The organism is Sphaerisporangium sp. NBC_01403 (assembly GCF_045040145.1).
In the GTDB taxonomy this organism is placed as follows: Bacteria; Actinomycetota; Actinomycetes; order Streptosporangiales; family Streptosporangiaceae; genus Sphaerisporangium; species Sphaerisporangium viridialbum.
The window spans coordinates 8,042,408-8,064,576 of record NZ_CP109534.1 but is presented as its reverse complement, the minus strand read 5'-3'; the positions used below and the strand labels follow the sequence as shown (position 1 = coordinate 8,064,576).

Here is a 22,169-nt window from a genome sequence, read left to right as displayed (position 1 = left end):
GCGGCCGAGCGCCGATGATCGGGGGTGCCACCGCTCCGGCGGAGGGTTTGGGGTGTAGGTCGGGTATCGAGACCGCCCTTGACAAGGTTTTGCCGATGTCGGGGTTGAACGCCTCCGGCTCGCGGTACGGCTCGTTTGTGGCGTACGCGCCGAAGCTGCTCATATAGGCGCGCAGGTACGGGGGGCGATCTGGCCGAGCTCGGCGCCACGGGGAGAAGACGCCATGACGCCGGGCTCGTCGATGTTCAAAGCCCTAATCCTTCAATAGGGATGGTTTATACGAGCTTTTGTACCCTTTGAAGCGTTTAATGCCTCTCTGTCGATAGATTGCGTGCGAAGCGGTCCAGGCCCAGGAATTTGCGAGGGCAGTGGATGAGAGATCTTTTACACCGTCATTCGATCCAGGCGCGCTTCACGATGCTCGCGGCGGTCGCGTCTCTGCTCCTCATCACCCTGATAGGCATCGGGTTCGACCTCGCCGTTCGCAACCAGGTTCAGAACCGCGTCTTCAGTCAGACGCAGGAGGCCGCGACCGAATGGATCGCCTTGATGAGAACGGGCGAGAGGCTGCCCCCGCCCCCCGACACGCCCGTGGACGTGCTCCAGCTCGTCAACTCCCGCGGGCAGGTGATCGCGGCGAGTGCCGGAGTCACGGGATCGCCCCCGCTGACCACCGTCCGGCCATCGGCCGACAGGCCGATCGTCCATCTGACCGACTGCCCGGGCGACGGCTGCCACCTGATCACCGCGGTCCGTATCCCGCCACAGGTCCACCCGCGGGTCGCAGCGGGCCAGCCTGACTTCGTGTACGCAGGCATGGAACCACCCCCCATCCTGGCGACCCACGTGCTGGATATCTCGACGTTGGTGCTGGGCATACTGGTCGTCCTGGTCACGACATGGCTGACCTGGATCCTCATCGGCCGGACGCTGCGTCCCGTGGAACTGATCCGGGCGAGGATGTCGGAGATCAGCGTGACGAACCTGAGCTTGCGCGTTCCCGAGCCCCGGAGCGACGACGAGATCGGACGGCTCGCCCGCACCGCCAACCAGACGCTTACCCGGCTCGAAGGGGCGATGGAGCAGCAGCGCCGGTTCGCGCACATCGTCTCGCACGAGCTCAAGACCCCCCTGGCCGGACTGCGGACGCAGATGGATGAAGCGCTGCTGTATCCAAACGACGTCGATCCGCGTGAAGCGATCAGAACAGGGCTTCGCGCCGCCGACCGGCTCCAGGAGCTGATCGACGAGATGCTGGCGTACGCCCGGATCAAGACGACTCCCGCGCCCTTTGAACCGCTCGACCTCGGCGCCCTGGTGAAAGAGGAGATGATCACGACGGCCAGGCCCGTGCCGGTGTCCACCCACGTGCGCGGCGAGGTGAAGGTGCTTGGCAACCGGTTGCAGCTGGCAGCTGTCCTGAACAACCTCGTTGTCAACGCGCAGCGGCATGCGAAGACGGCCGTCGAGGTCACCGTACAGTGCGCTGCCGGCGCAGCCGTCGTGACGGTGATCGACGACGGAAAGGGCATCGCGCCCGAAGACCGCGAACGCGTTTTCCAGCCCTTCGTCCGCCTCAGTGAGGGACGACGCAGAGACCCTCTGGGCAGCGGCCTGGGGCTGGCCATCTCCCGTTCGATCGTCGCCGCCCACAACGGAACACTGAAGATCGAGGACTCGCCGCGGGGCGCACGGTTCGTCCTCCGCCTGCCTCCGCTGGAGGCGGACAGGCTCGCATCGGCGGGGCCGTACGTGACCGCGGTGTGATCCGGGCCCGTGAACCGTGAAGACCTCGCAGGAAGGGATCCGGCGAGGTCTTCACGGTGGTGCGGGCCGTCAATCAGAACGACTCACGAAGTCGAGCTCCCTCAGTTGAAGGGGTTGTCGTAAGTCGCGGTTCTGGTGCGCTCGCGGTAGACGTTGTTGTTGAAATCCGAGCCCACCAAGGTGAGGGCCACATTCACGACCGTGCTGCCGTTGTCCACCGCGCTCCTGCCGTTCGTTGGGCGGGGTGTGTAGAAGTGGTGCAAATAGCGTGAAACTCCTGCTTGGTCTGTAGCGGCTCACGCAGGACGGCCGGGACACTCCACCCGTGCCGATGTCTCATCTGAAGTCCGCCCGCTGGTCCAGGTGGCCCGTCCTCGTGGCCACCTTCGGATGGATCTTCCTGGCCGCCGCCAGCTACCTGCAGATCCCGCTCTACCGGCAGATGTGGTTCTTCAGCTGGCTGGTCATCGCGTTCGGCTGGGTATGGGCTTGCCTCTGGAGCTTCACCGCGGTCATCTCGCACCTCTCGGTCCAGGCGTACGCGCGAGCGACGGTCGCATTGATCATCGCTGTGACGCTTGGGGCGGTCATCTGGAGAGTCGATTGGCGAACCACGTTCATCGACAGCACGCTGCGACTTCACCAGGGGAGCTTCGCGGAGCTCGCCGCCGCCTATCGGGAGGGGAGGCCGCTCGACCCTCCCTGGTGGATGAAGTACCTATCGGTCGACGGAGAGGTCCAGGCGCAGAACGACGGACTCTATCTGCCGATCTACGTGGATGAATGGAGATCAGAGTACGGGGCGGGTGTCGCCTACTTTCCAAGCCGGCCCGGCGACGACTCCCTGATCCAGACTGCCGAGGGGGGCCTGGGCCGAGCCACCCGCGACCTGGGGAACGGCTGGTGGTGGGTGGAGTAAGCCTCAGAGCTGGGGCTTTCCGTTCCCAGACAAGAGCATCACTGCGCTTGACCGCGCTCGCGAGTGAAGTGGGCGAGGTGGAGTGCCCAGATCGCGACGGTGAGGGCCAGCAGTCGTAACAGGTTGCCGCGGTGCCAGAGCCGGAGCAGCCGGCGGATCTCCGTCGCGCTCAGCGGTTCATTGCTCCGCAGCAGTCGGAGATTGACGGTTCGTACGAGGTAAGCCGTCAACGCCGTCGCCGCTGTCGTGCTCACCGCGGCCGTGATGATGACACGTCTGTCACCACCGGATCGCCAACGGTCGACCAGAGTGGCCGCGGTGGCCGCGAGTGTCACGGGTGCTACCGGGAGGTAGTAGCGCAGCGGGCTTCCGGCACCCAGAAGCTTCGGCGCCCGGTCCGATCGAGCGTCCGCCAGCAGTTGAGGCATGTCGACCATCGCCTCGTAGACATTGCCGAAGAACCAGTGGACTTGGCCCAGCCGGGCAACCGCGGCCCACACGGTTCGCGATCGCATGCCCTGTTTACCCGAATGCTTCCGCATGCCAGCAGCATCCCAGACCTCGACGCCTATGTCTGACCGGTGGACAGGCAGGCTGCCTGGGAGACCTCTGGGGGCGGGGTGGCTGATGATGGCGTCCAGCATGGTGCGTGCGGCCTGGAGCTCATCGATGGTGTGGCTGATCCGGTCACGTTCCCGCGAGTTCAGGGACCAACTCCGGGCAGGCCGGCGCCAGGATTTCCCCGTCACCGATACCGGCGGAGTAGGCGCTTCTCCGGACTTCATTCCTCAAGGGGTTCCGCACCGAGGAAGCGCAGGTTCAGCACATCAGGGGAGAACCGGAGGCCGGTGATCCTTCTGGCCAGGGCGAACGAACGCCCAATCGGGAAGCCGATGGACGGACCGTCGAAGTCGTGATCAGGGTTCAGCCCGACCTCACGCATCTCCGCGACGAAGCGGTCCGGATCGCCGCCCGACCGCGTCTCTGGATCCAGCGGATCGAACGATACGACCGCCTTGCCGTCGACCAGGTAGGTGAAGGTGTCCTCGGCGTAGTCGTGGCGACAGACCGACACGACCTCGGTTCCCTGCGAGACCCGGGCGCCTATCTCGGAGTCGACGGCGATCTTCCATCCCCCCGGTTCGATGACCACCGTCCAGTCATCGATCTTCACTGCGCCGATGTAACCGGCCGCGTCCACCGCGTTCTCCGCCGAGCGCTCGTTCAGCTCGTCGAACGTCGCCTCCTCCACCGTGCTCTCGTCCACACCGAATCGGCGGAGCGCCTCGTCCGGGGACAGACCCCGGACGAAGGACACGCAGTAGATGTCACCCAGTGGTTCACGGTCGGAGAGCCAGCGGAACTCTTCGTAGGGCTCTGTCATCGTCACTCCCATGGTCAGGTGAACGGCATGATCGCAGCCATCACCGACAAAGAGCTCGATCACCTGTCCAATGCGTCACTGGTGTGGTTGGCAGCACAAGGTCGCTCGTGGGATTGCCGTCGGGGCGAACAACGGCCATGGAGGGCTAACGAACGGTGTAGGACGGGGGCTCATTTGTAGACGACGGGCTTGTTCGACTTGCCGGGGAAGACCATGATCAGTAGTTGTACGGTGCCGTCTGGGGCATGGAGGTACTGGGTGACGCGCTCGCGGCCTCGCAGGTGGACCCGGACCCGGTAGGACCCCGGGCCGGCGGAGGTGAGACCGGGTAGACGGTCTCCCGAACCGTCGACGAGGCTCAGAGAACCGCTCGGACTGTCGTAGCCCACTTCGACCACCTCCTCCCAGCCCCTGATCTCCATCGGCGGGCGCCTGGTGTAGGACTCGACGGTCACACAGGCGTGCCCGATCTCGTCGGCCGCCCAGATCGTCAGGGCCCCCCGCTCGCTCCCGACCAGGTCCTTCACCATGTCAGGGACGGTGCCCTCGTATCCTTCCTCCCATCCGTTGATCGACCGGAACTCCGTCCACATGGTGGCTCGCCGCTGCCGTACCGGTCTGATCTTCGGCCGATGCCTCGGATGCGCGGCGCAGGACTTCTCCTTCTTGGCGACGTACGCGGTCTCTTCGTCTTCCATCCGCTGGGCCTCCACCTTCTGCGCCTGGGCCACCTCGGGGCACAGGCTTGCCAGCGCCCCCGTCAAGGACGCCTGCGGCGCTTCCCGTACGGCTCGCGCGTTGACATCACCCCCGTGCTGTACGGCCAGGCCGCACAAGTGGCGTCCCTGGGCCAGCACCTCCCGGTCAGGAACGTCAGTCCACCCAGCCACGCCCCCTTCGTCGTAGAAGGAATGGCCGCGGACCGTGCACAGGAAGTTCTTCTCCGCTTTGCTCAGCCCCCTCGCTGTGCCGTTACCGAATCCGGCGCAGTCGAGCTCATACTCGCCGCTCACCCTGCCGGGAGGGGCGGACTCCGCTGCGAGCAGGAAGGTTGCCATGACCGTCAGGACAGCGACCGTCGTGCGGCTGAGGGGTCCTCGTCGCACGAACACCCGCCGGGGAGAGCGTGCGGCGAGCAGCACCAAGAGCGGGGGCGCCTGGAAGTAGAGGTCCATGGCTACGCGCCGGCTCACCATGTCCGGCGGTCCCGGCCAGTCCATGCATTGCGGGCTGAGTGCCGAGTCGAGGTCGACCAGTAGGAGGTCATGGAGCTGGAGGAGAAGTAGTGCCGCTGCGGCGGAGCGGGCGATGATCCTGCCGAGCCCGTCACGCCCGCTCCGGATGCTCAGATACCAGCCTGCGAAGCCCAAGACGATCAGCGGTGCTCCGCCGTACCAGAAGAGGGGGATGTCGACGAGCACATCTTCCGGATATCTGATCAGGTCGTAGAGCCAGTTGCTCGGACACGGGTACCAGAACACTGAGGCGTAGCTCTGGGTGCCGTCGTTCCCGGTCAGGAGCGATTCGATCCAGTAGTAGAAGTCGGGGCCCAGCGCGGTGAGCAAAGCCATCGCCCAGAGAACCCATGATCGTCGAGCCACGACAGCGAAGACTATCTATAACGACATATATGACTGCGAACCCGTACGCCATGGAATCGCACGCGTCGGGCAAGACCGCCATCGTCAGGGGCGTGAGCAAGGGAATCGGGCCGGCGGTCACTCCGAGCCGCGGGGGAACTGCGAGCAGCGGAAGGAGCCGAGGCTCCGGGCGCCTGACTGCGTGATGACCACCGTGATCGCGTCCGGGTCGATGTCCGTACGTGCGGCCAGGGCGCTCGCCGCCGTACACGTGAGCTGCCCGATCCACAGGATCGACCGCGTGGCCATCGGCGTGGCCATCGGCGTGGCCACCGGCTCGGCCACCGGCTTGGGGACGGGCAGGGAGATGCGCACCTTCGCCTGGCCGGCGGTGACCTTGGTCGGCGTGTGGACAGGTTGCAGCTCGCTGACGATGCCTCGTTTACGCTCCGCGTCGGTGGGCCCGTCGAGCAGCAGGTCGAGCGTCTCCTTGAGCGGGGGCCACGGGATGGGACGGGTCACGACCCGCAGATGGGAGCCCGACACGAAATACAGCCGGGTGCTGGGACGGAAGCCGATCGCCGGCTCGCCCCCGTCCGTGACGTCCGTCGGAGTGATGCCGCACCCCGCCAGCAGGAGCACCGCCATCGCCGCCAGTGCCCGGCGCGTTCCGGTCATGTGCCCTCCTCCCCGCCACGAGGCAGGGACAGCGTGAACACCGCTCCGCCGCCCGGCCGGTTGGCCACCTCGATGACGCCGCCGTGCAGGCGGGCGTTCTCGTCGGCGATGGCCAGGCCGAGCCCGCTGCCCTCCGATCTCACCCGCGCCGTGTCCGCCTTGTAGAAACGGTCGAAGACGTGGGGGAGGATCCGCGGGTCCAGCCCTTCGCCTCTGTCCTCGACCTCGACGACGACGCTCTCTCCTGGATCCCTGAGTCGCACCGTGACCGGAGGAGCTCCGTGGTCGAGCGCGTTTCCCACGAGGTTGGCGACGATCACGTCGAAGCGGCGGGGGTCGAGCCTCACCCGGATACCCTGTGGCAGGTCCAGGTCGACCCGGTCGGTCCAGCCACGGGTGCGCAGGCAGGCGCGGACGGCGTCCGCCGCGTCGACGTCGTTGAGGATCAGCGTGGCCGCGCCCGCGTCGAACCGTGAGATCTCCATGAGGTCCTCGACGAGCCGCACCAGCCGTCCGACCTCGAGGTTCATCAGGCGGGCCGCCTTCGCGAGATCGCTTTCGAGGCGACCGGCCTCCTCCTCGAACATGTCCGCCATCACCAGGATGGAGGCCAGGGGAGTGCGGAGCTCGTGGGACACGTCGGCGACGAACCTGCGGGCCTTGACCTCCATGCCGCGCAGTTCCGAGACGTTCGTCTCCAGGGCGGCGGCCGTGGCGTTGAAGGTGTTCACCAGCCGGGCCAGCTCGTCGCTGCCGCTCGCCGCCAGGCGCGTGTCCAGCTCGCCCGTGCCGAGCCTGCGCGCGGCCCGGTCGAGATCGCGTACGGGGCGCAGCACCCCGCGCGCGGCGACCAGGGCGAGCACCACGGCCAGTACCACAACGGGGATCACACCGTGTCGCGCCGCGGTGACCAGCGCCGCCTCGTCCCCCTCCTCCTTGGTGAGCGGCGTCACCAGGTAGACCTCCACGCCGGACGGAGCCGACTTCTTACCCAGCATCACCGGCGTGCCGACCACCAGGTACGGCGTGCCGGACCTGATCACCCGCTGGTAGAAGAGCCGGTTCCGCTCGGCGACGGTGCGGCGCATCTGTGGGGTGACGGCGCCGGTGTCGTCCCGGGAGGCGATCAGTCCCGAGTCGCGGTAGGCCGCGGCGCCGGTCGCCTCCAGGAACGACGGCGCCACCCGGTTGGCCAGCTGTTGCAGGGCCGCGCGGTCGGGCGGATGCTGCATGTTCTCGGTGAGGGTCGCCACGCGCAGCCGGAAGTCGTTGACGACCGACCATTCAGTGCGCGTGAGCATGAGGTCGCGCGCCTGACGGTAGATCAGCCCGGCGGCGGTGAGCGCGCTGAGCCCGGCGAGGAGAACGAAGACGATCACCAGGCGGGCGCGTAGGCCCCGTACCCATATCGGGAGGCGGAGCCGCCGGGGCACCGGGTTCACAGAGGCCCGAACCGGTACCCGAACCCGCGTACGGTCTGCACGTAACGAGGCCTGGCGGGGACGTCTTCGATCTTCGTGCGCAACCGCTGCACGCACGCGTCGACCAGGCGTGAGTCGCCGAGGAAGTCCAGCTCCCACACCGATTCCAGCAACTGCTGGCGGCTGAACACCTGGCTGTACGCCGCGGACAGCTCCAGCAGGAGCCGTAGCTCCATCGGCGGTAGCGTGAGCGGGATCCCGGCCTTGGACACGGTGAGCGAGCCACGATCGATGACCAGGTCGCCGTGGGTCTCCTGGACGGTGACCGCTGAGGCCGCGGGGCCGACGCGGCGCAGGACCGCGCGGATCCTGGCTTCCAGCACGCGCGGGCGCACCGGCTTGACGACGTAGTCGTCGGCCCCCGCCTCAAGCCCGCTCACCACATCGAGATCATCGCCACGGGCTGTGAGCATGACGATGGGGGTTGGGCCGCCCGCCCGGATCCGGCGGCACACCTCGAACCCGTCGAGTCCTGGAAGCATCAGATCGAGCACGACGATGTCGGCCGGAGCCTCCAGCAGCCGCTTCAGGCCGTCCTCGCCGGTGCGGGCCACGTCGACGTCGTGCCCGTGCCGGCCGAGTGAGAGGCGAAGGCCCTCCCGTACGGACGGGTCATCCTCGATCACCATCACTCTGGCCACCGCTCAATTATCCGGCGGAGTCCGACGGCTTACCCGCAATTGGGACAACCATTACAAGCTCATGACATTCCGGTCATGGTCAGCGGACATTCCGCTGCCAGCATCGAGCCCGTTCCCGACCAGTGACGTCTGTGTCCGGTGCGTGTCGGCGGAGCAGTTCCGACCCGTCACCGCTGAGGAGGATGTATGCGATTCGCCCGTACCGCCCTGACCGCGGCCGCTTTCAGCGTCGCCATGCTGACCGCGGCCGGACCCGCCATGGCCGATGACAGCCCCCAGGCCACTCCGAAACCCGTGCCGAGCGAGCGGGCCGCCAGCCCGACTCCCGTGCCGAGCAGGGAGATCCCGAGGGGTGCTCCGGAGACCGGCGGCGGCCCCGGCGCGAACCCCCTGCTTCCGCTCGGTGGAGCCCTTCTCGCCGCGGGGGCCGGGACGGGCGTGCTGGTGCTGCGCCGTCGTGCGAGCGACCAAGCCTGACATGCCGGGAGTAAGACGAGGTGGCCGCCATGCCCTGGGCGTGGCGGCCGCCGCCGCGGTCCTGGCGGGGACCGTACTGGTCGGCCGCGGCCTGCTGCCCCCGGAAGGCCCCCCGTCCCCGGAAGGCCCGCCGTCCTCGGAAGGCCCGCCGCCGCGTCCAGCCTCCATCCCCTCTCACGCCATCGATCCCGTTCTCGTACGGTCCGAACCCGAGCGCCTGGACATACCGAAGATCGGCGTCCACGTGTCCCTCGGCAGGCTCGGCCTCAAGCCGGACGGAACGGTGCAGATCCCGCCGGTCGAGCACCCCGAGCAGGCGGGCTGGTACGAGAACGGGGCCACTCCCGGGGAGCGCGGGGCGGCGGTGATCCTCGGCCACGTCGACGGAGGAGGCCGGAAGGGCGTCTTCTACGACCTCGGACGCCTGCGCGCCGGCAACCCCATGTCCGTGACCCGCATGGACGGCACGGTGGCCCGGTTCGTGGTGGAGTCGGTCGAACTGGTCGCCAAGAACAGGTTCCCCAGCCGGCGCGTGTACGGCCCGCTCGACCACGCGGGCCTCCGCCTGGTGACCTGCGGCGGCACCTTCGACCAGCGGACCGGCCACTACACGAGCAACGTGATCGTCTACGCCCGGCTGACCTGAACCGACCCGCGTGATTGTCGGTGCTCTACGGCAGTATGGCCGGGTGGGACAGTTGCCGGCGCGGTCGATGTGGGGAGTCGCATGAGGGACTCAGAGGTGACGGCCTATCTGGCCCGGATCGGCGCGGCGCGGCCGGAGCGTCCCGACTTCGAGGCGCTGCGGCGGTTGCAGCGCGCGCATCTGCTCGCGGTGCCGTTCGAGAACCTCAGCATCCACCTGGGCGAGCCGATCGTGCTCGACGAGCGGGCGCTCGTCGAGAAGGTCGTCGAGCGCCGCAGGGGCGGGTTCTGCTACGAACTCAACGGCGCGTTCGGCGCGCTGCTCAGTGCGCTCGGTTACGAGGTGACGCTGCTGTCCGCCCGGGTCTTCGACGGCGATCGGGCGGGGCCGCCGTTCGACCATCTCGCCCTGCGGGTCGACCTGGACGAGCCGTGGCTGGTCGACGTCGGTTTCGGGAAGTTCAGCCTGCACCCGCTGCGCCTGGACGTGTGGGACGACCAGCACGATCCCGGCGGAGTGTTCCGGATCACCGAGAACGGCCCGCACGGGGACGTCGACGTCATGCTGGACGGCAGGCCCGAGTACCGGCTGGACCCTCGGCCGTACGAGCTGGGCGACTTCGTCCCGACCTGCTGGTGGCAGCAGACCTCGCCGCTGTCCCACTTCACCCGGTCGCTGACGTGTTCGCTGACCACCGAGTCCGGCCGGGTCACCCTGAGCGGCACCAAGCTGATCAACACCGTCGGCGGCGAGCGCCGCGAGTTCGTACTGGACGGCGACGCCGACGTCCTCGACGCTTATCGCACCTACTTCGGCATCACCCTCGACCGGGTGCCCACCGTGGCCTGAGCGCTCAGGCATCGTCCGGCTGCGCGGGCGGTGGCCGCACCGGGCAGGCGGGCATGGTCCTGAGCAGGTCGGCGAGCTGGCGGGCGTTGGTCTGGGCGTAGTCGCGGTAGCAGTTGTTCATCAGCACATGCGTGCTGGTGGTCTCCCCGGCGAGCTCGCACAGCTTCGGCGTCCATTGCTTCAGCTCCTCCGGGGAGTAGAGGTAACCGAACCGCTGGTAGATGTCCCGGCTCGTCCACTTGTCGCTGCGGCCGTGGAACCGCACGATCGCAAGGTCGGACGTGGCCGCGACGACCGGAGGGATCGAGCACGGGTACCCCTGGGGCATGTCGAGGCAGACGTACGGGATGGCGTACGAGCGCAGGAAATCGAGGGTCTCGGCCTGGTTCTCCTCGGTCATCCACGTACGGTTCCGGAACTCGACCGAGATCCTCAGCGGCTCGCAGCGTCGCTTGCACTCAAGGATGTAGTGCTTGTTGCGCTTGCTGATCGGGAACCAGCGCGGGAACTGGAACAGCACCGCCCCGAACCTGTCCGCCTCCCAGAGGGGCATCAGCGCGGACACGAAGCGCTCCCACACCTGTTCGACCACGGCCGGATCCAGGTCCCGCACGTAGAGGTTCTTCTTGCCGGGCGCCATCTCGACCCGCAGGTCCTTCGGCAGCGCGGCGGGACGGGTCGGATGGCAGGTCAGCAGCGAGAACGCCTTCACGTCGAAGGTGAAGCCCTGAGGTGTCCGGTACGCCCACAGCCGCGCCGTCTCCTCGGCGGGCGTCGCGTAGTAGGTCGAATCGACCTCCACGAGCGGGAAGACGCGCGCGTAGTACCGCAGCCGCTCCTCGGGAGTCGTGACGTCCGGCGGGTACCAGCCGGACCGCAGGAGGGTCTTGTCCGTCCACGACGCCGTGCCGACCAGGATCTCCCCCATCGGTGGCCGCCGTTATCGGGCTCCGTGTCCCGTCCGGCGGCCGAGGATGTGGTAGGTCTCGCCGCGCGTGATGTACCTGACCTGGCCGGACAGCCCCAGGCGGTTGACGTGGTGGCGGAAGTCGTCCAGCCCAGAGGAGAACGCCTCGTAGTCGTCGTAGTGGACGGGCAGGGTGTAGTTCGGGTTGATCAGCTCCACCCAGTGGGCGCCCTGCATGCCGTCCATGGTCACCAGGAGCGCCCCGAGCAGCTTCGTGCCGCCCAGGTGGACGATCGCGAGGTCGATCTCCGGGAACCGCTTGGGGATCGCCGCCAGGCATTCGTCGAGCAGCGTGTCCCCGCTGATGTGGAGACGAAGGTTCACCTCGCCGTCGTGGCCGAACTCCAGCATGCTTCCCATGACGGGAGGCAGCAGCTTCTCGGCGATCCCCGGCGCGTGGCGGCCCGGCAGGGAGGTGATCTTCAGCGTGCTGTCCCCGCGGCGCAGGCGCCGGTCCTGCCAGGTCTCCAGGCTGACCGCGTTGTTGAACCCCTGCCGCCTGAGCCGCTCGGCGGCGTGCGGGGTGGTGATGATCGGCAGGCTCGGGTCCAGCCCCTCGCGCGCCACCCGATCCCAGTGGTCGCCGTGCATGTGGGACAGCACGACGGCGTCGATGTCCGGAAGCTGGCTGATCTCCATCGCCGGGTTGGTGCGACGGCGGGTGCTGATGCCCCAGCCGAGGTAGGCACGCTGGCCGCGATGGAGGAAGTTAGGATCCGTCAGCAGGGTGAAGCCATGAGAGCGAATCAGCGTGGTGGCGTTTCCGATGAAGAAGACACTCGCTTCTGCTGCGTCGGGCATCTCAATCCCCCCGTCTCCTGTTATTTCAGGTTAAGCACACGGGAGTTCACCGCCTCGGCTCGGGGGCGGCCCAGGGCCCGACCTGCGTAAAGGGTTCATTCCGCCGGCCCGTACGGCAGGCCCACGTAGTTCTCCGCCAGCGTCGTCGCCGCGGCCTCCGAGGACGTCACATAGTCAAGGTAGGAGAGCTGCAGCCGGTGACCGTACGCGTCGTCCGACTCCAAGGTGTGCAGAAGGGTCGTCATCCACCAGGAGAAGTGCTGCGCCCGCCACACCCGCTTCAGGCACGCCTCCGAGTAGCCGTCCAGCAGCTCGCCCGACCCGGTCTCGTACCAATGGGCGAGCGCCCTGGTCAGCAGGCGCACGTCCGCCACCGCCAGGTTGAGGCCCTTGGCCCCCGTCGGAGGCACGATGTGGGCGGCGTCCCCGGCCAGGTACAGCCGGCCGTACTGCATGGGCTCGGCCACGAAGCTCCGCATGGGCGTGACTCCCCTGTCGATGATCTCCCCCGTGGCGAGGACGAAGCCGGGGACCGTCTCCAGCCGCGCCTTCAGCTCCGCCCAGATGCGGTCGTCCGGCCAGTCCGCGAGGTCCTCGCCGGCCGCGACCTGCAGGTAGAACCTGCTGATCTCGGGGGAGCGCATGCTGTGCAGGGCGAACCCGCGCTCCGTCCGCGCGTAGATCAGCTCCTCGGCCGACGGCCTGACCCGGGCCAGGATGCCGAGCCACGCGAACGGGTACTCACGCTCGTACTCCGTGAGCACCCCCGCGGGGATCGACGGCCGCGACACGCCGTGGAAGCCGTCGCAGCCCGCGATGAAGTCGCAGTCGAGCCGCTCGCCGCCGAAGGTGATGTACGGCCGCTCGGTGCCGATCGCGTGCAGGGCCACGTCGTCCACCTCGAAGCGGAGATCTCCGCCGTCTGCGAGACGGGCGGCGATCAGGTCCTTGACGACCTCCTGCTGGCCGTAGACCGTTATGGCCCGTCCAGGGACGAGCTTCTCGAAGGCGATGCGGTGCCCGGTGCCGCCGTATCTCAGCTCGATCCCCTGGTGGGGAAGGCCCTCCCGCAGCAGCCTGTCCCCCACGGCCGCCCCGACGAGGGTGTCGACCGTCCCCTGCTCCAGCACGCCGGCCCGTACGCGGCGCTCGGCGTGGTCGCGGCTGCGCAGCTCCAGCACCACCGAGTCGATGCCCCGCAGGTGCAGCAGATGGGACAACAGGAGGCCTGCCGGACCTGCCCCGACGATTCCAACCTGAGTTCGCATAGGAGGAGGATCCTGCGGCAAGGACCCTCTGTACGAGCTTCGCCTTCCACTGAGCGGAAGTCGAGGCACAATATCCACAGCATGTGGACAAGGAGGAGGTGTGGTGGCCGGCGGCTCTCGCGATCCCGGGCGATCAGTGACATCCCGGGTGCTGGCCATCCTCGGCGCCTTCGACACCGATCACCCACGGCTGACCCTGACCGACATCTCCCGCCGCAGCGGCGTCGCGCTCACCACGGCCCACCGGCTGGTGCGCGAGCTCGCGGCCTCGCGGGCGCTGAGCCGCGACGGCGACGGCCGCTTCCACATCGGCCTGCGAATCTGGGAGCTCGGCCAGCTCGCCCCCCGCCGCCTGCTGGAGGTCGCGCATCCTTGGCTGCAGGAGCTGTTCGGCGGCACGGGGGAGAACGTCCACCTGGCCGTCCGCGACGGGCTTGAGGTGCTTTACGTGGACAAGGTGTACGGGCGGCGGGCCGTGCCGATCGTCTCCCGCACAGGCGGCCGGCTGCCGATGCACCCCACCGGGGTGGGCAAGGTGCTCCTGGCGTACGAGACCGAGTGGTTCATCACCTCCTACCTCGCGAGGAAGCTGGAGAGGCCGACCCGGCACACCGTCACCGAGCCGGGAAGGCTCGCGCGCGAGCTCGCGTCCGTACGCGCCCAGGGCTACGCGTTCACCTACGAGGAGATGACGCTCGGGTCGTGCTCGGCCGCCGCGCCGATCATCGTGGACGGCCTGCCGATCGCCGCCCTCGGCGTCGTCCTGTCCTCCCGGCGGGCGCGGGAGCTGCCCCGGCTCGTCGAGCCACTGCTCGCCTGCGCCCAGCAGATCGCCCGCGCGTACGGCCGCACCTCTTGATCTTCGGGAAGATCAGTCGACCGAGAACAGCTCGCGCAGGTGGCGGAGCTGGATCTGGCGCTGGCGGCTCCCGCCGCCCTCATGGCCGTTCCAGGGCCACACCGTGATCTCCTTGGGCCCAGCCCAGTGGTTGTGGGCGGCGAAGACGGTCGACGGCGGGCAGATCCAGTCCATCAGCGCGACCGAGTACAGCGCGGGCACCCGGCCCCGGGCGGCGAAGTTCAGCCCGTCGAAGTACGACAGCGTGCGGAACACCCGCTCCTCGCTGTCGCGCTGGGTGGACAGGAAACGCACGATCTCCTGGTAGGGGTCGCGGTCGGTGATCTCTACTGCCCTGCGGAAGTGCGTCAGGAACGGCACGTCGATCAGCGCGGCCTTGACGTTCGGGTGCAGGGCCGCCGCGGCCTGGGCGATGCCGCCGCCCTGGCTGGCTCCGGAGACCGCGATCCTGTCGGCGTCCACCGCCGGGTGGGCCGCCGCCGCGTCCACCGCGCGGACGGCGTCGGTGAAGACCCGCCGGTAGTAGTACTGCTCGGGGTCGGTGATCCCCCGGGTCATCATGCCCGGCGCCTGGGCGAAGTCGCCGCCGTTCGGGTCGCCGGTGCCACCGGGGCTCCCCGGGTTGGCCCCGCCCTGGCCTCGGGTGTCGACGACGAGCGTCGCGAATCCGGCGGACGGCCAGACCAGGTGGTCGATCGGGACCCCCCGGCCCATGCCGTAGCCGATGTACTGCACCACGCACGGCAGCCCGGTGGCACCCGCGGGGGCCAGCATCCAGGCCCGGATGGGATGCCCTCCCCACCCGGCGAAGGTCGTGTCCTGGACCTGGACCCCGGTCAGCGCGGCGTCGTGGGCGGCGAACTCCGGCGCGACGTCATGGCCGGCCGCCTCGTCGAGGGTCTGCTTCCAGAACGCGTCGAAATCCGCTGGTTCGTCGCGCTCTGGGCGGTAGTCGCGGAGGCTTGCCAGCGGAAGATCGAACAGGGTCATTGACTTCTCCACGCGTGTCGAGGTCACCGGTTTGCTGGACGCGCCGTTCGGTGCGTGCGGGTGCGCCGCGAATCGCATGCTATCGACGGGCTTCCTCCCGGTCGATGGGCGTTCATACCTGACAGGAGACGTCAGCCTTGGGGAGCAGGATGGCACGCGTACACCACCAAGGGAGGCTGCTGTGCCACGCGCGAACGGCGATTTCGACATCGACAGCTGGGAACCGGAGACGTTCGACGAGCGCGAGGGCGCGACGCTCGCCCGCGTACACGTGACCAAGACGTTCCACGGCGACCTGGAAGGCACCAGCACGACCGACATCATCACCGCGATGGCGCAGGTCGAGGACTCTGCGGCGTACGTGGGGTTCGAGCGCTTCACCGGTAGCGTCCAGGGGCGGAAGGGAAGCTTCGTGCTCCACCACACCGCTTCGGGCTCCGGCGGCGAACGCTCGCTGAGCTGGACCATCCTGCCCGACTCCGGCACCGGTGAGCTGGTGGGGATCCACGGCGGGGGACAGATCGTCCCCGAGGACGGCAAGCACTTCTTCCACCTGGACTACGAGCTGGATTGAGCGCTGGACTGGGCGCTGGACTGCGAGCTGGACTGGGCGTGTCAACGTACGGCCGGCTCTGGTCGGGTCGCCAGTCCCACCAGAGCCGGCCGTCCAGCCCGCCCCGACCGCCGGCGCGCGACTCTCCGCCAGCGCGCGCGCCGACCGTCAGGCTCGATCCGTGTGCGGGTTCACGTCAGAAACGCCGCGGGGTACGTCGCCTGCGTCAGCTCGCGTCGGCGCAGATCACGTACACGCTGATCCCGACCGTGGCGTAGTTGTTCTGCCGGCCGAGGCCGACCCAGCCGCCGGCGTCGTCGGTCGGGAAGGAACCGACCAGGATGGCGTCGTTGCCCTGGGCCTCGGCGCCACCGCCGATCGCCCGCTTGCCGCTCGGGCACCGGATCGTGCGCCGGGCGAAGTTGGCGACGTTGGCGTTGGGCAGCTTGAGGACCTGGTAACCGCGGAAGTCCGCGGCGGCACCGGGACCTGCCGGCGTGGAGTCCGCGTACGACGCCGGCACCGCCACCGCCGCCACACCCGCGCCGCTGACCACTGCGGTCAGCGCGAGAGCCGTAAGCCACTTGGCTTGCATCTGTTCTCCTTGGATAGTCCCCCGTCCACCCGAGGCGAGCCCCCGGGCGGGTTCCCGGCAGTCGTTCTACCGGAGCGGGAATTGCTCACTTCGTCACACACAGTAATCATCCACAACTCTGAGTGTCCATTCTGTGGCGCGCGGCCGTGTCGTAGCGCTTAGGAGAGACCCGCCCAAGCCTTTCGGTCATGTCCCCATCTGGGCATGGGCGGTCAGGAGCCCAGGTACAGCCCGGCGAGGCTGGGCATGGCCGGTCAGGAGCGCAGGTACAGCCCGGCGAGCTCGCGTGCCGTCGCCTCCAGGCGTTCGCGCAGCTCGTACGGCTTGAGCACCTCGACCAGCGCGCCCAGTTTCATGAACTCGGTCTGGGCGTGGTCGAGGGACTCGATCGGGACCACGGCCGTCACCCAGCCGTCCTCGTCCGGGGCGGTGGAGGTCTCATGCACGGCGTCCATCACGGCGGTGCTCATCAGCTCGCCCATGCGCCGCAGGCCGGGCGGCGACAGCCGTACGGTCGCCTCGCCCTGGTAGAGCCGGGTGCGGAACTCCGCCAGGAAGGACCGCCAGTAGGCGGCGAGGTCGAAGTCCGCGGGCCGTTCGAAGGTCCTGTCCAGCACGGTCAGATTGAGCACCTGGTGCACGCGGTACGTGCGCACGTGCTCGCCGCCGCGCGCGACGAGGTACCACTTCCCGCCCTTGAGCACGACGGCGTACGGCTCCAGGATCCGCGTGACCTCCGTCGGCTCCTTCCACCGGCGGTAGCACACCTGGATCACGCGCTCGTTCCACACCGCGTCGGCGATCGGGGCGAGATGTGGTGACTGGTCGCCGTCGTAGTACCAGCCGTGGGCGTCGAGGTGGAACCGCTCCTGGATGCGGGCCGCGCGCTCGCGCAACTCGGCCGGGAGCGCCGCCTGGAGCTTGAGCTGGGCCGCGGTCACCACCGCCCCGAGACCGAGCTCGGCCGCGGGCCCCGGCATCCCGGCCAGGAACAGCGCCTCGGCCTCGTCGCTGGTCAGCCCGGTCAGGCGGGTGCGGTAGCCGTTCAGCAGCTGGTAACCGCCCGCCGGACCCGCGTCGCCGTACAGGGGAACGCCCGCCGCGTGCAGGGACTCGACGTCGCGGTAGATGGTCCGCACGGAGACCTCAAGGGTCTCCGCGAGCTGGCGCGCGGTCAGCCGCCCCCGGGTTTGCAGGAGAAGAAGGATGGACAGCAGCCGACTCGCGCGCATATCGCTGACAATACGTGTCAGTGTCCGCATTTTACGGTCCAATGGTGGCTTTCACCGAAAAGTATCTGCGGATACCCGGCCTGATCGAGACGGCCGGAAGGCAGATCAAGCGCTATCACGTCAGCACCCTCGACGCCGAGATCGAGGAGACCATCCAGCGAGCGGCCTACGCGTTCCTGCCCCGGCTGCTGCCCGAGCTCGACGAGACCCCGCCGGTCGCGTTCACCGTCCTGCACCGAGCGAAGGAGGCCGCGTACCTCAACGCCTACACCTGGGTGTGGGACAACGTGCTGGAGTGCCACACGGCCGCTGCCGGCGTGCCGTTCCTGGGCTGTGACGACACCGACCCGGCCAACTTCAAGGAGCTCGCCAAGCCGTGGATCGGGTGTGTCTGGGAGCTTCCACCCCTCGAACACGAACGAGCGGCCTGGGTTCGCCACATGCTCGCACCCGACACTCCTCGCCTTTCCTCCTATCTCACCGACGTGCCGGCCGAGGGCATGGTGGGCGGCGGATGACGGGGGCCGTGTCCGCTCTCGGACGAAACCGCCGTGGTGAGGCGTCCGGTCTCCATACTGAGTAATGCCTGATCAGACCGTTGGTCGGCTCTTACCTGAAGGGCTGAGACTCGTAACGGATGTCGCAAAGAGACTTCCGTATCGGAAGATTGTGGACAACCGCTTCTCGCGCGACCGGGGGAGGAAGCCGATCCCTTGCTAGGCTGCAAGCATCTGTTACGAACCCGGCGTTGTCTCATCCCCGGCTGATGAGACCGTTGAGAAGTGGGGTTACACCGTGAAGAAGCTGCTCGTTCTCGCGCTCGTTGCCCTCGGGGGGCTACTGGTCTGGCGCAAGGTGCAGGCTGACCGCGCCGAGCTCGATCTGTGGACTGAGGCGACCGGCAGCGAGAACTGACCACCTGGGCTGCCGATGCGGGTGCGTGAATGGTTCCGGATCAAGGCGGAGGTGATGGCATGACCAGCGCCTCACCCATCAAACTTGCCTGCCTCGATCTGGCCGGCACCACACTCGGTGACATCGCCATGGTGGAGCGGGCGTTCGCCGAGGCGATCGCGACGCAGGGCATAGTCCCCGGGACCGGGGCATATGCGCGGGCCATGGTGCACGTGCATCGGTCCCGGGGTTGTCCCAAGATCGACGTCTTCCGGGGCATCTTCCCCGGCAACGAGGCCCAGGCGCAGGCGGCCAACCTCACGTTCGAGCGCTCCTACGAGGGTGCGATCGAGCGGTCCGGCCTCGTCCCCGTGCCCGGCACCGTAGAGGCCCTCGAGAAGTTACGGGCCGCCGGGGTGAAGATCTGCGTGATCACCGGCTTCAGCCGCGCGACCCTCGGCCGGGTGCTCAGCGCCGTCGGCTGGATGGACAAGATCGACCTCGCCCTCTGCCCCGAGGACGCCGGGCGTGGGCGCCCCTGGCCCGACATGGTGCTCACCGCGGTGCTCCGGCTCCGCATCGACGACGTCCGTGAGGTCGCGGTGGCGGGCGACTCCGAGAGCGACATGCTGTGCGGGAGCCGCGCGGGCGCCTCCATCGTGGCCGGCGTGCTGACCGGCGTCCACAGCCACGAACGCCTCATCCGCGGCGGCGCGACACAGATCATCGACTCCATCGCAGACTTCCCCAGCCTCATCCTCGACAGCGAGCCGAGCCGGGCAGCAGTAGCCACTTCCTCCCGGTAGGCTGTCCTCCAGCAAGGGGCCTTAGCTCAGTTGGCAGAGCGCCTGCTTTGCAAGCAGGATGTCAGGAGTTCGAATCTCCTAGGCTCCACCGACAAGAAAACCCAGGTCAGGGATGGCTTTCCCTGCCTGGGTTTCTCGCTTTAATCGGTCTCTTTTCGCTTCCGTGCCCGTTGCGTGCCCGATGCCTTCGTGAGCTGGTCTCTGGCGAGGCTGTCGAGCTTGTCAGCGACCTGACGCTGACGCTCGTTGGAGCCGTGTTCGGGCTTGTGCGCCTTGCCCCGGCACTGGCCCGGCATCATGCCCGCTTTGGCGCCCTTGGGCTGGACGCCGTAGCGCAGCCAGTTCGGGCACGTCGGCGAGCATGGTTCGTAGCGCAGCGCCTCGACCATCCGGGCGGCGTGGTCACGGCGCGCGGGAGTGCCCTGAATGATGACCTTCATCAGGCCACCTCCTCAGGCAGGGGCAGGGTGTCAGCGGTGAACGCGGCGACCATGTCGCGGATGTCGGCATCGGAGACGTAGCCAGCCCGCGCCCGGATCGGATCGGGAGAGGTCTCCAACCGGGCGTAGGCGATGCCCGCGCCGAGGTCAGGCCGAGGGGAGATGAGATCAGCCAACGCGCCGCGATCACGGGCGCCGTCGCCGAGCACCATGTCCACCTGTTCCGACTCATCGAGCCGGAGCGCGATCTTGTCGGGGAACAGGTTGCGGATGGTCAGCACGTCCTTGCGCGGGTCCTGGAGTGCGGCAAGAACGCCGACGCCAACCGCACGCCCTTGCGTGGTGAGCGTCGCCAGGGCTGCCGAGATACGGAGCTTGAGGCCCTTGTCCGACTGGTAGGCGGTCAGGAACGCCACCTCGTCGACCACGACGAGGATGAACGGATCATCGACGGTCGGTGTGTGGTTCCGCTGGACTCCTGCGAACCGGTCCGCCCGCTCCTGCATGATGCTCACAGCCGCTTCGAGGAGATCGGCGCAGGTGCTCGGCTCAGCGGCGTATCGATCGCCGAACAGCGCGCGGCCGAAGGACAGTTCCATGCGCTTGGGGTCCAGCGCCCACACCTCGACCAGGCCTGCGCGCACCGCAGGAAGAAGGCCCCGGATCGTTGACCAGATGATCGAGCCTTTGCCCGCACCGGTCGCGCCGGCCACGAGAACGTGTGTGCCATGGACCTTGAGCCGCCACGGTGTGCCGTCCTCGCACTTTCCGATCTCGACCGGCCCCACCGAGACGACCTCAGGCACCGGTACGGCAGGCAGCGGCACGGCGAGCGGATCACGCCGAGGGAAGGCCAGCAGTAATCGGCCCGAACGGGCGACCGTGACGCGGCACGAGGTAGCGCCGAAGCCATGGGCCAGGTGCTCGATCCGATCCGACCAGTCCTTGACGGCCTGACCGCTAAGCATCTTCACTGTCACCAGGTCGGCCCACGATGTGCACGAGATGCGGACCAGGCGGGGCAGGTAGTCACGGCCCTTGAGGTGACGGCCTAGGCCAGAGATGATCATTACCGGTTGCCAGTGCCGCCGGTAGACCCAGATCAACCGCCACCAGGCCAGCAGTCGCCAGCCGACCAGCCGCAGGAACGACGCGCGATCGGCCAGCCGCCAGGAGACAAGGCTGACGAGCATCCAGACGACCAGGGCCACGGCCCAGCGCCAGCCGTACGACCAGCCGAGCGCGAAGGGGACGGCGACGACGGCCGAGGCGATCGGATGACGCCAGACCAACCGCATGGCACCAGCCAGCAGCCGCCACACGAAGATCACAATCGTGACGATCGCCGGAGTCGTGACGACGGCCGGGCGGAACACCACGGCGGTATCTGGAGTAGTGGAGACGAGATTTTTAGCCTCGTCACCAGGAAGCCTTTTGAACATTACGCTTGAGCCCTCTTCCTTGATTTGCAGTCCAGGGAGACCAGGGGGCCGCCGGAATGCCAGTTCCAGCGGCCCCGCTCGATTTCAGGCCGCGACGTCGCCGGCCTGGTCGGAGGAGTCGGCCGACTGTTCGGCGCGCAGCCGTTCGCAGTCGGCGAGGTAGAGAGCGGCGGCGTTGAAGATCGCCCGAGCCAAGGTCACGTCCTGCTCGGTGACCGGCCCGCCGCCCGTCGTCGTGAATGTCACCTGTGCCTCAGGGGTGGACAGGTGAAGGAATGGCCGAACGTCCCTCGCTCGCAACGACTGGACCAACACGTGAGACGTGTGAAAGTCGATGCCGAGTCGGGCGATGCCATCCTGAATGATCGTCGTGACGTAGGTGTACGGCTCGTGGGCGATCACGCCGCCACGTCCTTACCGGCCGGAACCTGCTTGGAGCCCGCACCGGTCCGAGGCGGACGCATCGCGGTCGCCCGGATCGACCAGGCCAGGCGCCCCGTGTTCTGGCCGACGTACGGCGTGACACTCATACCGTCGAACTCGACCGGCGTGAACGGTAAGCCGGACATCGAGGCGGGGGGAACCGGCTGAACCGGCGCCAGGATCTTGACGGAGACCGTCTTCTGCGCGGCCTTGACGGTCGGGTCGGCGTCCATGACCGCGACCTGCCAGACCAGCTCACCCGTGGTCTTGTCCTTGGCGTAGACGGTCCGGCCGTTGGAGGAGGCGTCGAAGTCCTTGACCTGCTCGACCTCTCCGACGATGTAGCAGCCGTGCGGGAAGACCTGCTCGAACCTGATGGGGATGGGACCTTGGATTGCCATGTCGCTCTCCCACTTGTCTTGTCGCTAACTCGTCTTGTCGAGTATATGCCTGCAAAACGGATACTTGACAATACGA

Annotated in this window: 26 protein-coding genes and 1 tRNA gene; 11 read left to right on the top strand and 16 right to left on the bottom strand. The window is 68.0% G+C overall.

Going from position 1 to position 22,169, the window contains the following annotated elements; translation table 11 throughout:
* The first annotated feature begins 372 nt into the window (after window positions 1-372).
* Together OG589_RS36325 and OG589_RS36320 are read left to right on the top strand one after the other, a co-directional pair.
* Entirely contained in the window at window positions 373-1,767 is a 1,395-nt protein-coding gene (locus OG589_RS36325; RefSeq protein ID WP_405142837.1) for a sensor histidine kinase, read from the top strand.
* 376 nt (window positions 1,768-2,143) lie between these two features.
* Window positions 2,144-2,686 (top strand): hypothetical protein, encoded by a 543-nt coding sequence (locus OG589_RS36320; RefSeq protein WP_405142836.1) that lies wholly within the window; start codon window positions 2,144-2,146, stop codon window positions 2,684-2,686.
* 38 nt (window positions 2,687-2,724) lie between these two features.
* Here the strand turns inward: OG589_RS36320 and OG589_RS36315 are convergent, their stop codons facing one another.
* The 6 genes from OG589_RS36315 to OG589_RS36290 all read right to left on the bottom strand — a co-directional run bounded on the left by OG589_RS36315 (window position 2,725) and on the right by OG589_RS36290 (window position 8,450).
* Window positions 2,725-3,228 (bottom strand): hypothetical protein, encoded by a 504-nt coding sequence (locus tag OG589_RS36315; protein WP_405142835.1) that lies wholly within the window; start codon window positions 3,226-3,228, stop codon window positions 2,725-2,727.
* Between the two features lie 239 nt (window positions 3,229-3,467).
* On the bottom strand, window positions 3,468-4,070 hold the full coding sequence (locus OG589_RS36310) for a DUF6461 domain-containing protein (RefSeq protein WP_405142834.1): 603 nt from the start codon (window positions 4,068-4,070) through the stop codon (window positions 3,468-3,470).
* 170 nt (window positions 4,071-4,240) lie between these two features.
* Window positions 4,241-5,641 (bottom strand): hypothetical protein, encoded by a 1,401-nt coding sequence (locus OG589_RS36305; protein WP_405142833.1) that lies wholly within the window; start codon window positions 5,639-5,641, stop codon window positions 4,241-4,243.
* Window positions 5,642-5,788: 147 nt separating this feature from the next.
* A complete protein-coding gene (locus tag OG589_RS36300; protein WP_405142831.1) occupies window positions 5,789-6,328 on the bottom strand; it encodes a hypothetical protein in 540 nt (179 codons plus the stop codon).
* Complete coding sequence (locus tag OG589_RS36295; RefSeq protein ID WP_405142829.1) at window positions 6,325-7,707, bottom strand: ATP-binding protein; 1,383 nt, start codon at window positions 7,705-7,707, stop codon at window positions 6,325-6,327. Before OG589_RS36295 ends, OG589_RS36300 begins: the two co-directional genes overlap by 4 nt.
* Window positions 7,708-7,766: 59 nt before the next feature.
* Complete coding sequence (locus OG589_RS36290) at window positions 7,767-8,450, bottom strand: response regulator (RefSeq protein ID WP_405142828.1); 684 nt, start codon at window positions 8,448-8,450, stop codon at window positions 7,767-7,769.
* Between the two features lie 186 nt (window positions 8,451-8,636).
* On the opposite strand from OG589_RS36290, the gene OG589_RS36285 reads away from it, so the two are divergent.
* From OG589_RS36285 to OG589_RS36275, 3 genes are all read left to right on the top strand, one after another.
* Window positions 8,637-8,927, top strand: coding sequence for a hypothetical protein (locus tag OG589_RS36285; protein WP_405142827.1), 291 nt, complete (start codon window positions 8,637-8,639; stop codon window positions 8,925-8,927).
* 1 nt (window position 8,928) lies between these two features.
* The gene (locus tag OG589_RS36280) at window positions 8,929-9,573 is read left to right on the top strand and encodes a class F sortase (RefSeq protein ID WP_405142826.1); all 645 of its coding nucleotides are present in this window, start codon (window positions 8,929-8,931) and stop codon (window positions 9,571-9,573) included.
* An 81-nt stretch (window positions 9,574-9,654) separates the two neighbouring features.
* Window positions 9,655-10,422 carry an arylamine N-acetyltransferase gene (locus tag OG589_RS36275; protein WP_405142825.1) on the top strand — a complete coding sequence of 256 codons (768 nt, stop codon included), beginning with the start codon at window positions 9,655-9,657 and terminating at the stop codon, window positions 10,420-10,422.
* A gap of 4 nt (window positions 10,423-10,426) precedes the next feature.
* Here the strand turns inward: OG589_RS36275 and OG589_RS36270 are convergent, their stop codons facing one another.
* From OG589_RS36270 to OG589_RS36260, 3 genes are all read right to left on the bottom strand, one after another.
* Window positions 10,427-11,350 carry a DUF72 domain-containing protein gene (locus OG589_RS36270; RefSeq protein WP_405142823.1) on the bottom strand — a complete coding sequence of 308 codons (924 nt, stop codon included), beginning with the start codon at window positions 11,348-11,350 and terminating at the stop codon, window positions 10,427-10,429.
* Between the two features lie 12 nt (window positions 11,351-11,362).
* Complete coding sequence (locus OG589_RS36265; RefSeq protein ID WP_405142822.1) at window positions 11,363-12,190, bottom strand: MBL fold metallo-hydrolase; 828 nt, start codon at window positions 12,188-12,190, stop codon at window positions 11,363-11,365.
* Between the two features lie 95 nt (window positions 12,191-12,285).
* Entirely contained in the window at window positions 12,286-13,458 is a 1,173-nt protein-coding gene (locus OG589_RS36260) for a 4-hydroxybenzoate 3-monooxygenase (protein ID WP_405142820.1), read from the bottom strand.
* A 103-nt stretch (window positions 13,459-13,561) separates the two neighbouring features.
* Between OG589_RS36260 and OG589_RS36255 the strand changes: the two genes are divergently transcribed.
* On the top strand, window positions 13,562-14,317 hold the full coding sequence (locus tag OG589_RS36255) for an IclR family transcriptional regulator (RefSeq protein WP_405142818.1): 756 nt from the start codon (window positions 13,562-13,564) through the stop codon (window positions 14,315-14,317).
* Between the two features lie 12 nt (window positions 14,318-14,329).
* Here OG589_RS36255 and OG589_RS36250 read toward each other — a convergent pair whose 3' ends face one another.
* Window positions 14,330-15,307 carry an acetylxylan esterase gene (locus tag OG589_RS36250; protein WP_405142817.1) on the bottom strand — a complete coding sequence of 326 codons (978 nt, stop codon included), beginning with the start codon at window positions 15,305-15,307 and terminating at the stop codon, window positions 14,330-14,332.
* Between the two features lie 181 nt (window positions 15,308-15,488).
* Between OG589_RS36250 and OG589_RS36245 the strand changes: the two genes are divergently transcribed.
* The gene (locus OG589_RS36245; protein ID WP_405142816.1) at window positions 15,489-15,881 is read left to right on the top strand and encodes a DUF3224 domain-containing protein; all 393 of its coding nucleotides are present in this window, start codon (window positions 15,489-15,491) and stop codon (window positions 15,879-15,881) included.
* A gap of 205 nt (window positions 15,882-16,086) precedes the next feature.
* On the opposite strand, the gene OG589_RS36240 is transcribed toward OG589_RS36245, so the two are convergent.
* Both OG589_RS36240 and OG589_RS36235 read right to left on the bottom strand, forming a co-directional pair.
* Entirely contained in the window at window positions 16,087-16,455 is a 369-nt protein-coding gene (locus OG589_RS36240; RefSeq protein ID WP_405142814.1) for a hypothetical protein, read from the bottom strand.
* Between the two features lie 254 nt (window positions 16,456-16,709).
* Window positions 16,710-17,687 (bottom strand): helix-turn-helix transcriptional regulator, encoded by a 978-nt coding sequence (locus OG589_RS36235; RefSeq protein ID WP_405142812.1) that lies wholly within the window; start codon window positions 17,685-17,687, stop codon window positions 16,710-16,712.
* A 41-nt stretch (window positions 17,688-17,728) separates the two neighbouring features.
* On the opposite strand from OG589_RS36235, the gene OG589_RS36230 reads away from it, so the two are divergent.
* From OG589_RS36230 to OG589_RS36215, 4 genes are all read left to right on the top strand, one after another.
* On the top strand, window positions 17,729-18,205 hold the full coding sequence (locus OG589_RS36230) for a hypothetical protein (protein WP_405142810.1): 477 nt from the start codon (window positions 17,729-17,731) through the stop codon (window positions 18,203-18,205).
* Window positions 18,206-18,482: 277 nt separating this feature from the next.
* Window positions 18,483-18,602 (top strand): DLW-39 family protein, encoded by a 120-nt coding sequence (locus tag OG589_RS36225; RefSeq protein WP_211264163.1) that lies wholly within the window; start codon window positions 18,483-18,485, stop codon window positions 18,600-18,602.
* Window positions 18,603-18,661: 59 nt separating this feature from the next.
* Window positions 18,662-19,387, top strand: coding sequence for an HAD family hydrolase (locus OG589_RS36220; protein ID WP_405142809.1), 726 nt, complete (start codon window positions 18,662-18,664; stop codon window positions 19,385-19,387).
* Between the two features lie 15 nt (window positions 19,388-19,402).
* A tRNA-Ala gene (locus OG589_RS36215) sits at window positions 19,403-19,475 on the top strand.
* A 52-nt stretch (window positions 19,476-19,527) separates the two neighbouring features.
* On the opposite strand, the gene OG589_RS36210 is transcribed toward OG589_RS36215, so the two are convergent.
* The 4 genes from OG589_RS36210 to OG589_RS36195 all read right to left on the bottom strand — a co-directional run bounded on the left by OG589_RS36210 (window position 19,528) and on the right by OG589_RS36195 (window position 22,093).
* Window positions 19,528-19,827 (bottom strand): hypothetical protein, encoded by a 300-nt coding sequence (locus OG589_RS36210; protein ID WP_405152259.1) that lies wholly within the window; start codon window positions 19,825-19,827, stop codon window positions 19,528-19,530.
* Window positions 19,827-21,269, bottom strand: a complete 1,443-nt coding sequence (locus OG589_RS36205) for an FtsK/SpoIIIE domain-containing protein (protein ID WP_405142808.1) — start codon at window positions 21,267-21,269, stop codon at window positions 19,827-19,829. Before OG589_RS36205 ends, OG589_RS36210 begins: the two co-directional genes overlap by 1 nt.
* 84 nt (window positions 21,270-21,353) lie before the next feature.
* Window positions 21,354-21,515 carry a hypothetical protein gene (locus OG589_RS36200; RefSeq protein WP_405142807.1) on the bottom strand — a complete coding sequence of 54 codons (162 nt, stop codon included), beginning with the start codon at window positions 21,513-21,515 and terminating at the stop codon, window positions 21,354-21,356.
* A gap of 152 nt (window positions 21,516-21,667) precedes the next feature.
* Window positions 21,668-22,093, bottom strand: a complete 426-nt coding sequence (locus OG589_RS36195) for a plasmid replication, integration and excision activator (RefSeq protein WP_405142806.1) — start codon at window positions 22,091-22,093, stop codon at window positions 21,668-21,670.
* Window positions 22,094-22,169: the final 76 nt, after the last annotated feature.

Excerpts from the sequence above, each read along its gene's own strand:
- OG589_RS36195 (WP_405142806.1), bottom strand. The coding sequence starts at position 22,093 with ATGGCAATCCAAGGTCCCATCCCCATCAGGTTCGAGCAGGTCTTCCCG.
- OG589_RS36315 (WP_405142835.1), bottom strand. The coding sequence starts at position 3,228 with ATGCGGAAGCATTCGGGTAAACAGGGCATGCGATCGCGAACCGTGTGG.
- OG589_RS36275 (WP_405142825.1), top strand. The coding sequence starts at position 9,655 with ATGAGGGACTCAGAGGTGACGGCCTATCTGGCCCGGATCGGCGCGGCG.
- OG589_RS36205 (WP_405142808.1), bottom strand. The coding sequence starts at position 21,269 with ATGTTCAAAAGGCTTCCTGGTGACGAGGCTAAAAATCTCGTCTCCACT.
- OG589_RS36220 (WP_405142809.1), top strand. The coding sequence starts at position 18,662 with ATGACCAGCGCCTCACCCATCAAACTTGCCTGCCTCGATCTGGCCGGC.
- OG589_RS36270 (WP_405142823.1), bottom strand. The coding sequence starts at position 11,350 with ATGGGGGAGATCCTGGTCGGCACGGCGTCGTGGACGGACAAGACCCTC.
- OG589_RS36210 (WP_405152259.1), bottom strand. The coding sequence starts at position 19,827 with ATGAAGGTCATCATTCAGGGCACTCCCGCGCGCCGTGACCACGCCGCC.
- OG589_RS36265 (WP_405142822.1), bottom strand. The coding sequence starts at position 12,190 with ATGCCCGACGCAGCAGAAGCGAGTGTCTTCTTCATCGGAAACGCCACC.
- OG589_RS36305 (WP_405142833.1), bottom strand. The coding sequence starts at position 5,641 with ATGGCTTTGCTCACCGCGCTGGGCCCCGACTTCTACTACTGGATCGAA.
- OG589_RS36235 (WP_405142812.1), bottom strand. The coding sequence starts at position 17,687 with ATGCGCGCGAGTCGGCTGCTGTCCATCCTTCTTCTCCTGCAAACCCGG.
- OG589_RS36325 (WP_405142837.1), top strand. The coding sequence starts at position 373 with ATGAGAGATCTTTTACACCGTCATTCGATCCAGGCGCGCTTCACGATG.
- OG589_RS36280 (WP_405142826.1), top strand. The coding sequence starts at position 8,929 with ATGCCGGGAGTAAGACGAGGTGGCCGCCATGCCCTGGGCGTGGCGGCC.
- OG589_RS36300 (WP_405142831.1), bottom strand. The coding sequence starts at position 6,328 with ATGACCGGAACGCGCCGGGCACTGGCGGCGATGGCGGTGCTCCTGCTG.
- OG589_RS36230 (WP_405142810.1), top strand. The coding sequence starts at position 17,729 with ATGGTGGCTTTCACCGAAAAGTATCTGCGGATACCCGGCCTGATCGAG.
- OG589_RS36260 (WP_405142820.1), bottom strand. The coding sequence starts at position 13,458 with ATGCGAACTCAGGTTGGAATCGTCGGGGCAGGTCCGGCAGGCCTCCTG.
- OG589_RS36285 (WP_405142827.1), top strand. The coding sequence starts at position 8,637 with ATGCGATTCGCCCGTACCGCCCTGACCGCGGCCGCTTTCAGCGTCGCC.
- OG589_RS36240 (WP_405142814.1), bottom strand. The coding sequence starts at position 16,455 with ATGCAAGCCAAGTGGCTTACGGCTCTCGCGCTGACCGCAGTGGTCAGC.
- OG589_RS36250 (WP_405142817.1), bottom strand. The coding sequence starts at position 15,307 with ATGACCCTGTTCGATCTTCCGCTGGCAAGCCTCCGCGACTACCGCCCA.
- OG589_RS36310 (WP_405142834.1), bottom strand. The coding sequence starts at position 4,070 with ATGACAGAGCCCTACGAAGAGTTCCGCTGGCTCTCCGACCGTGAACCA.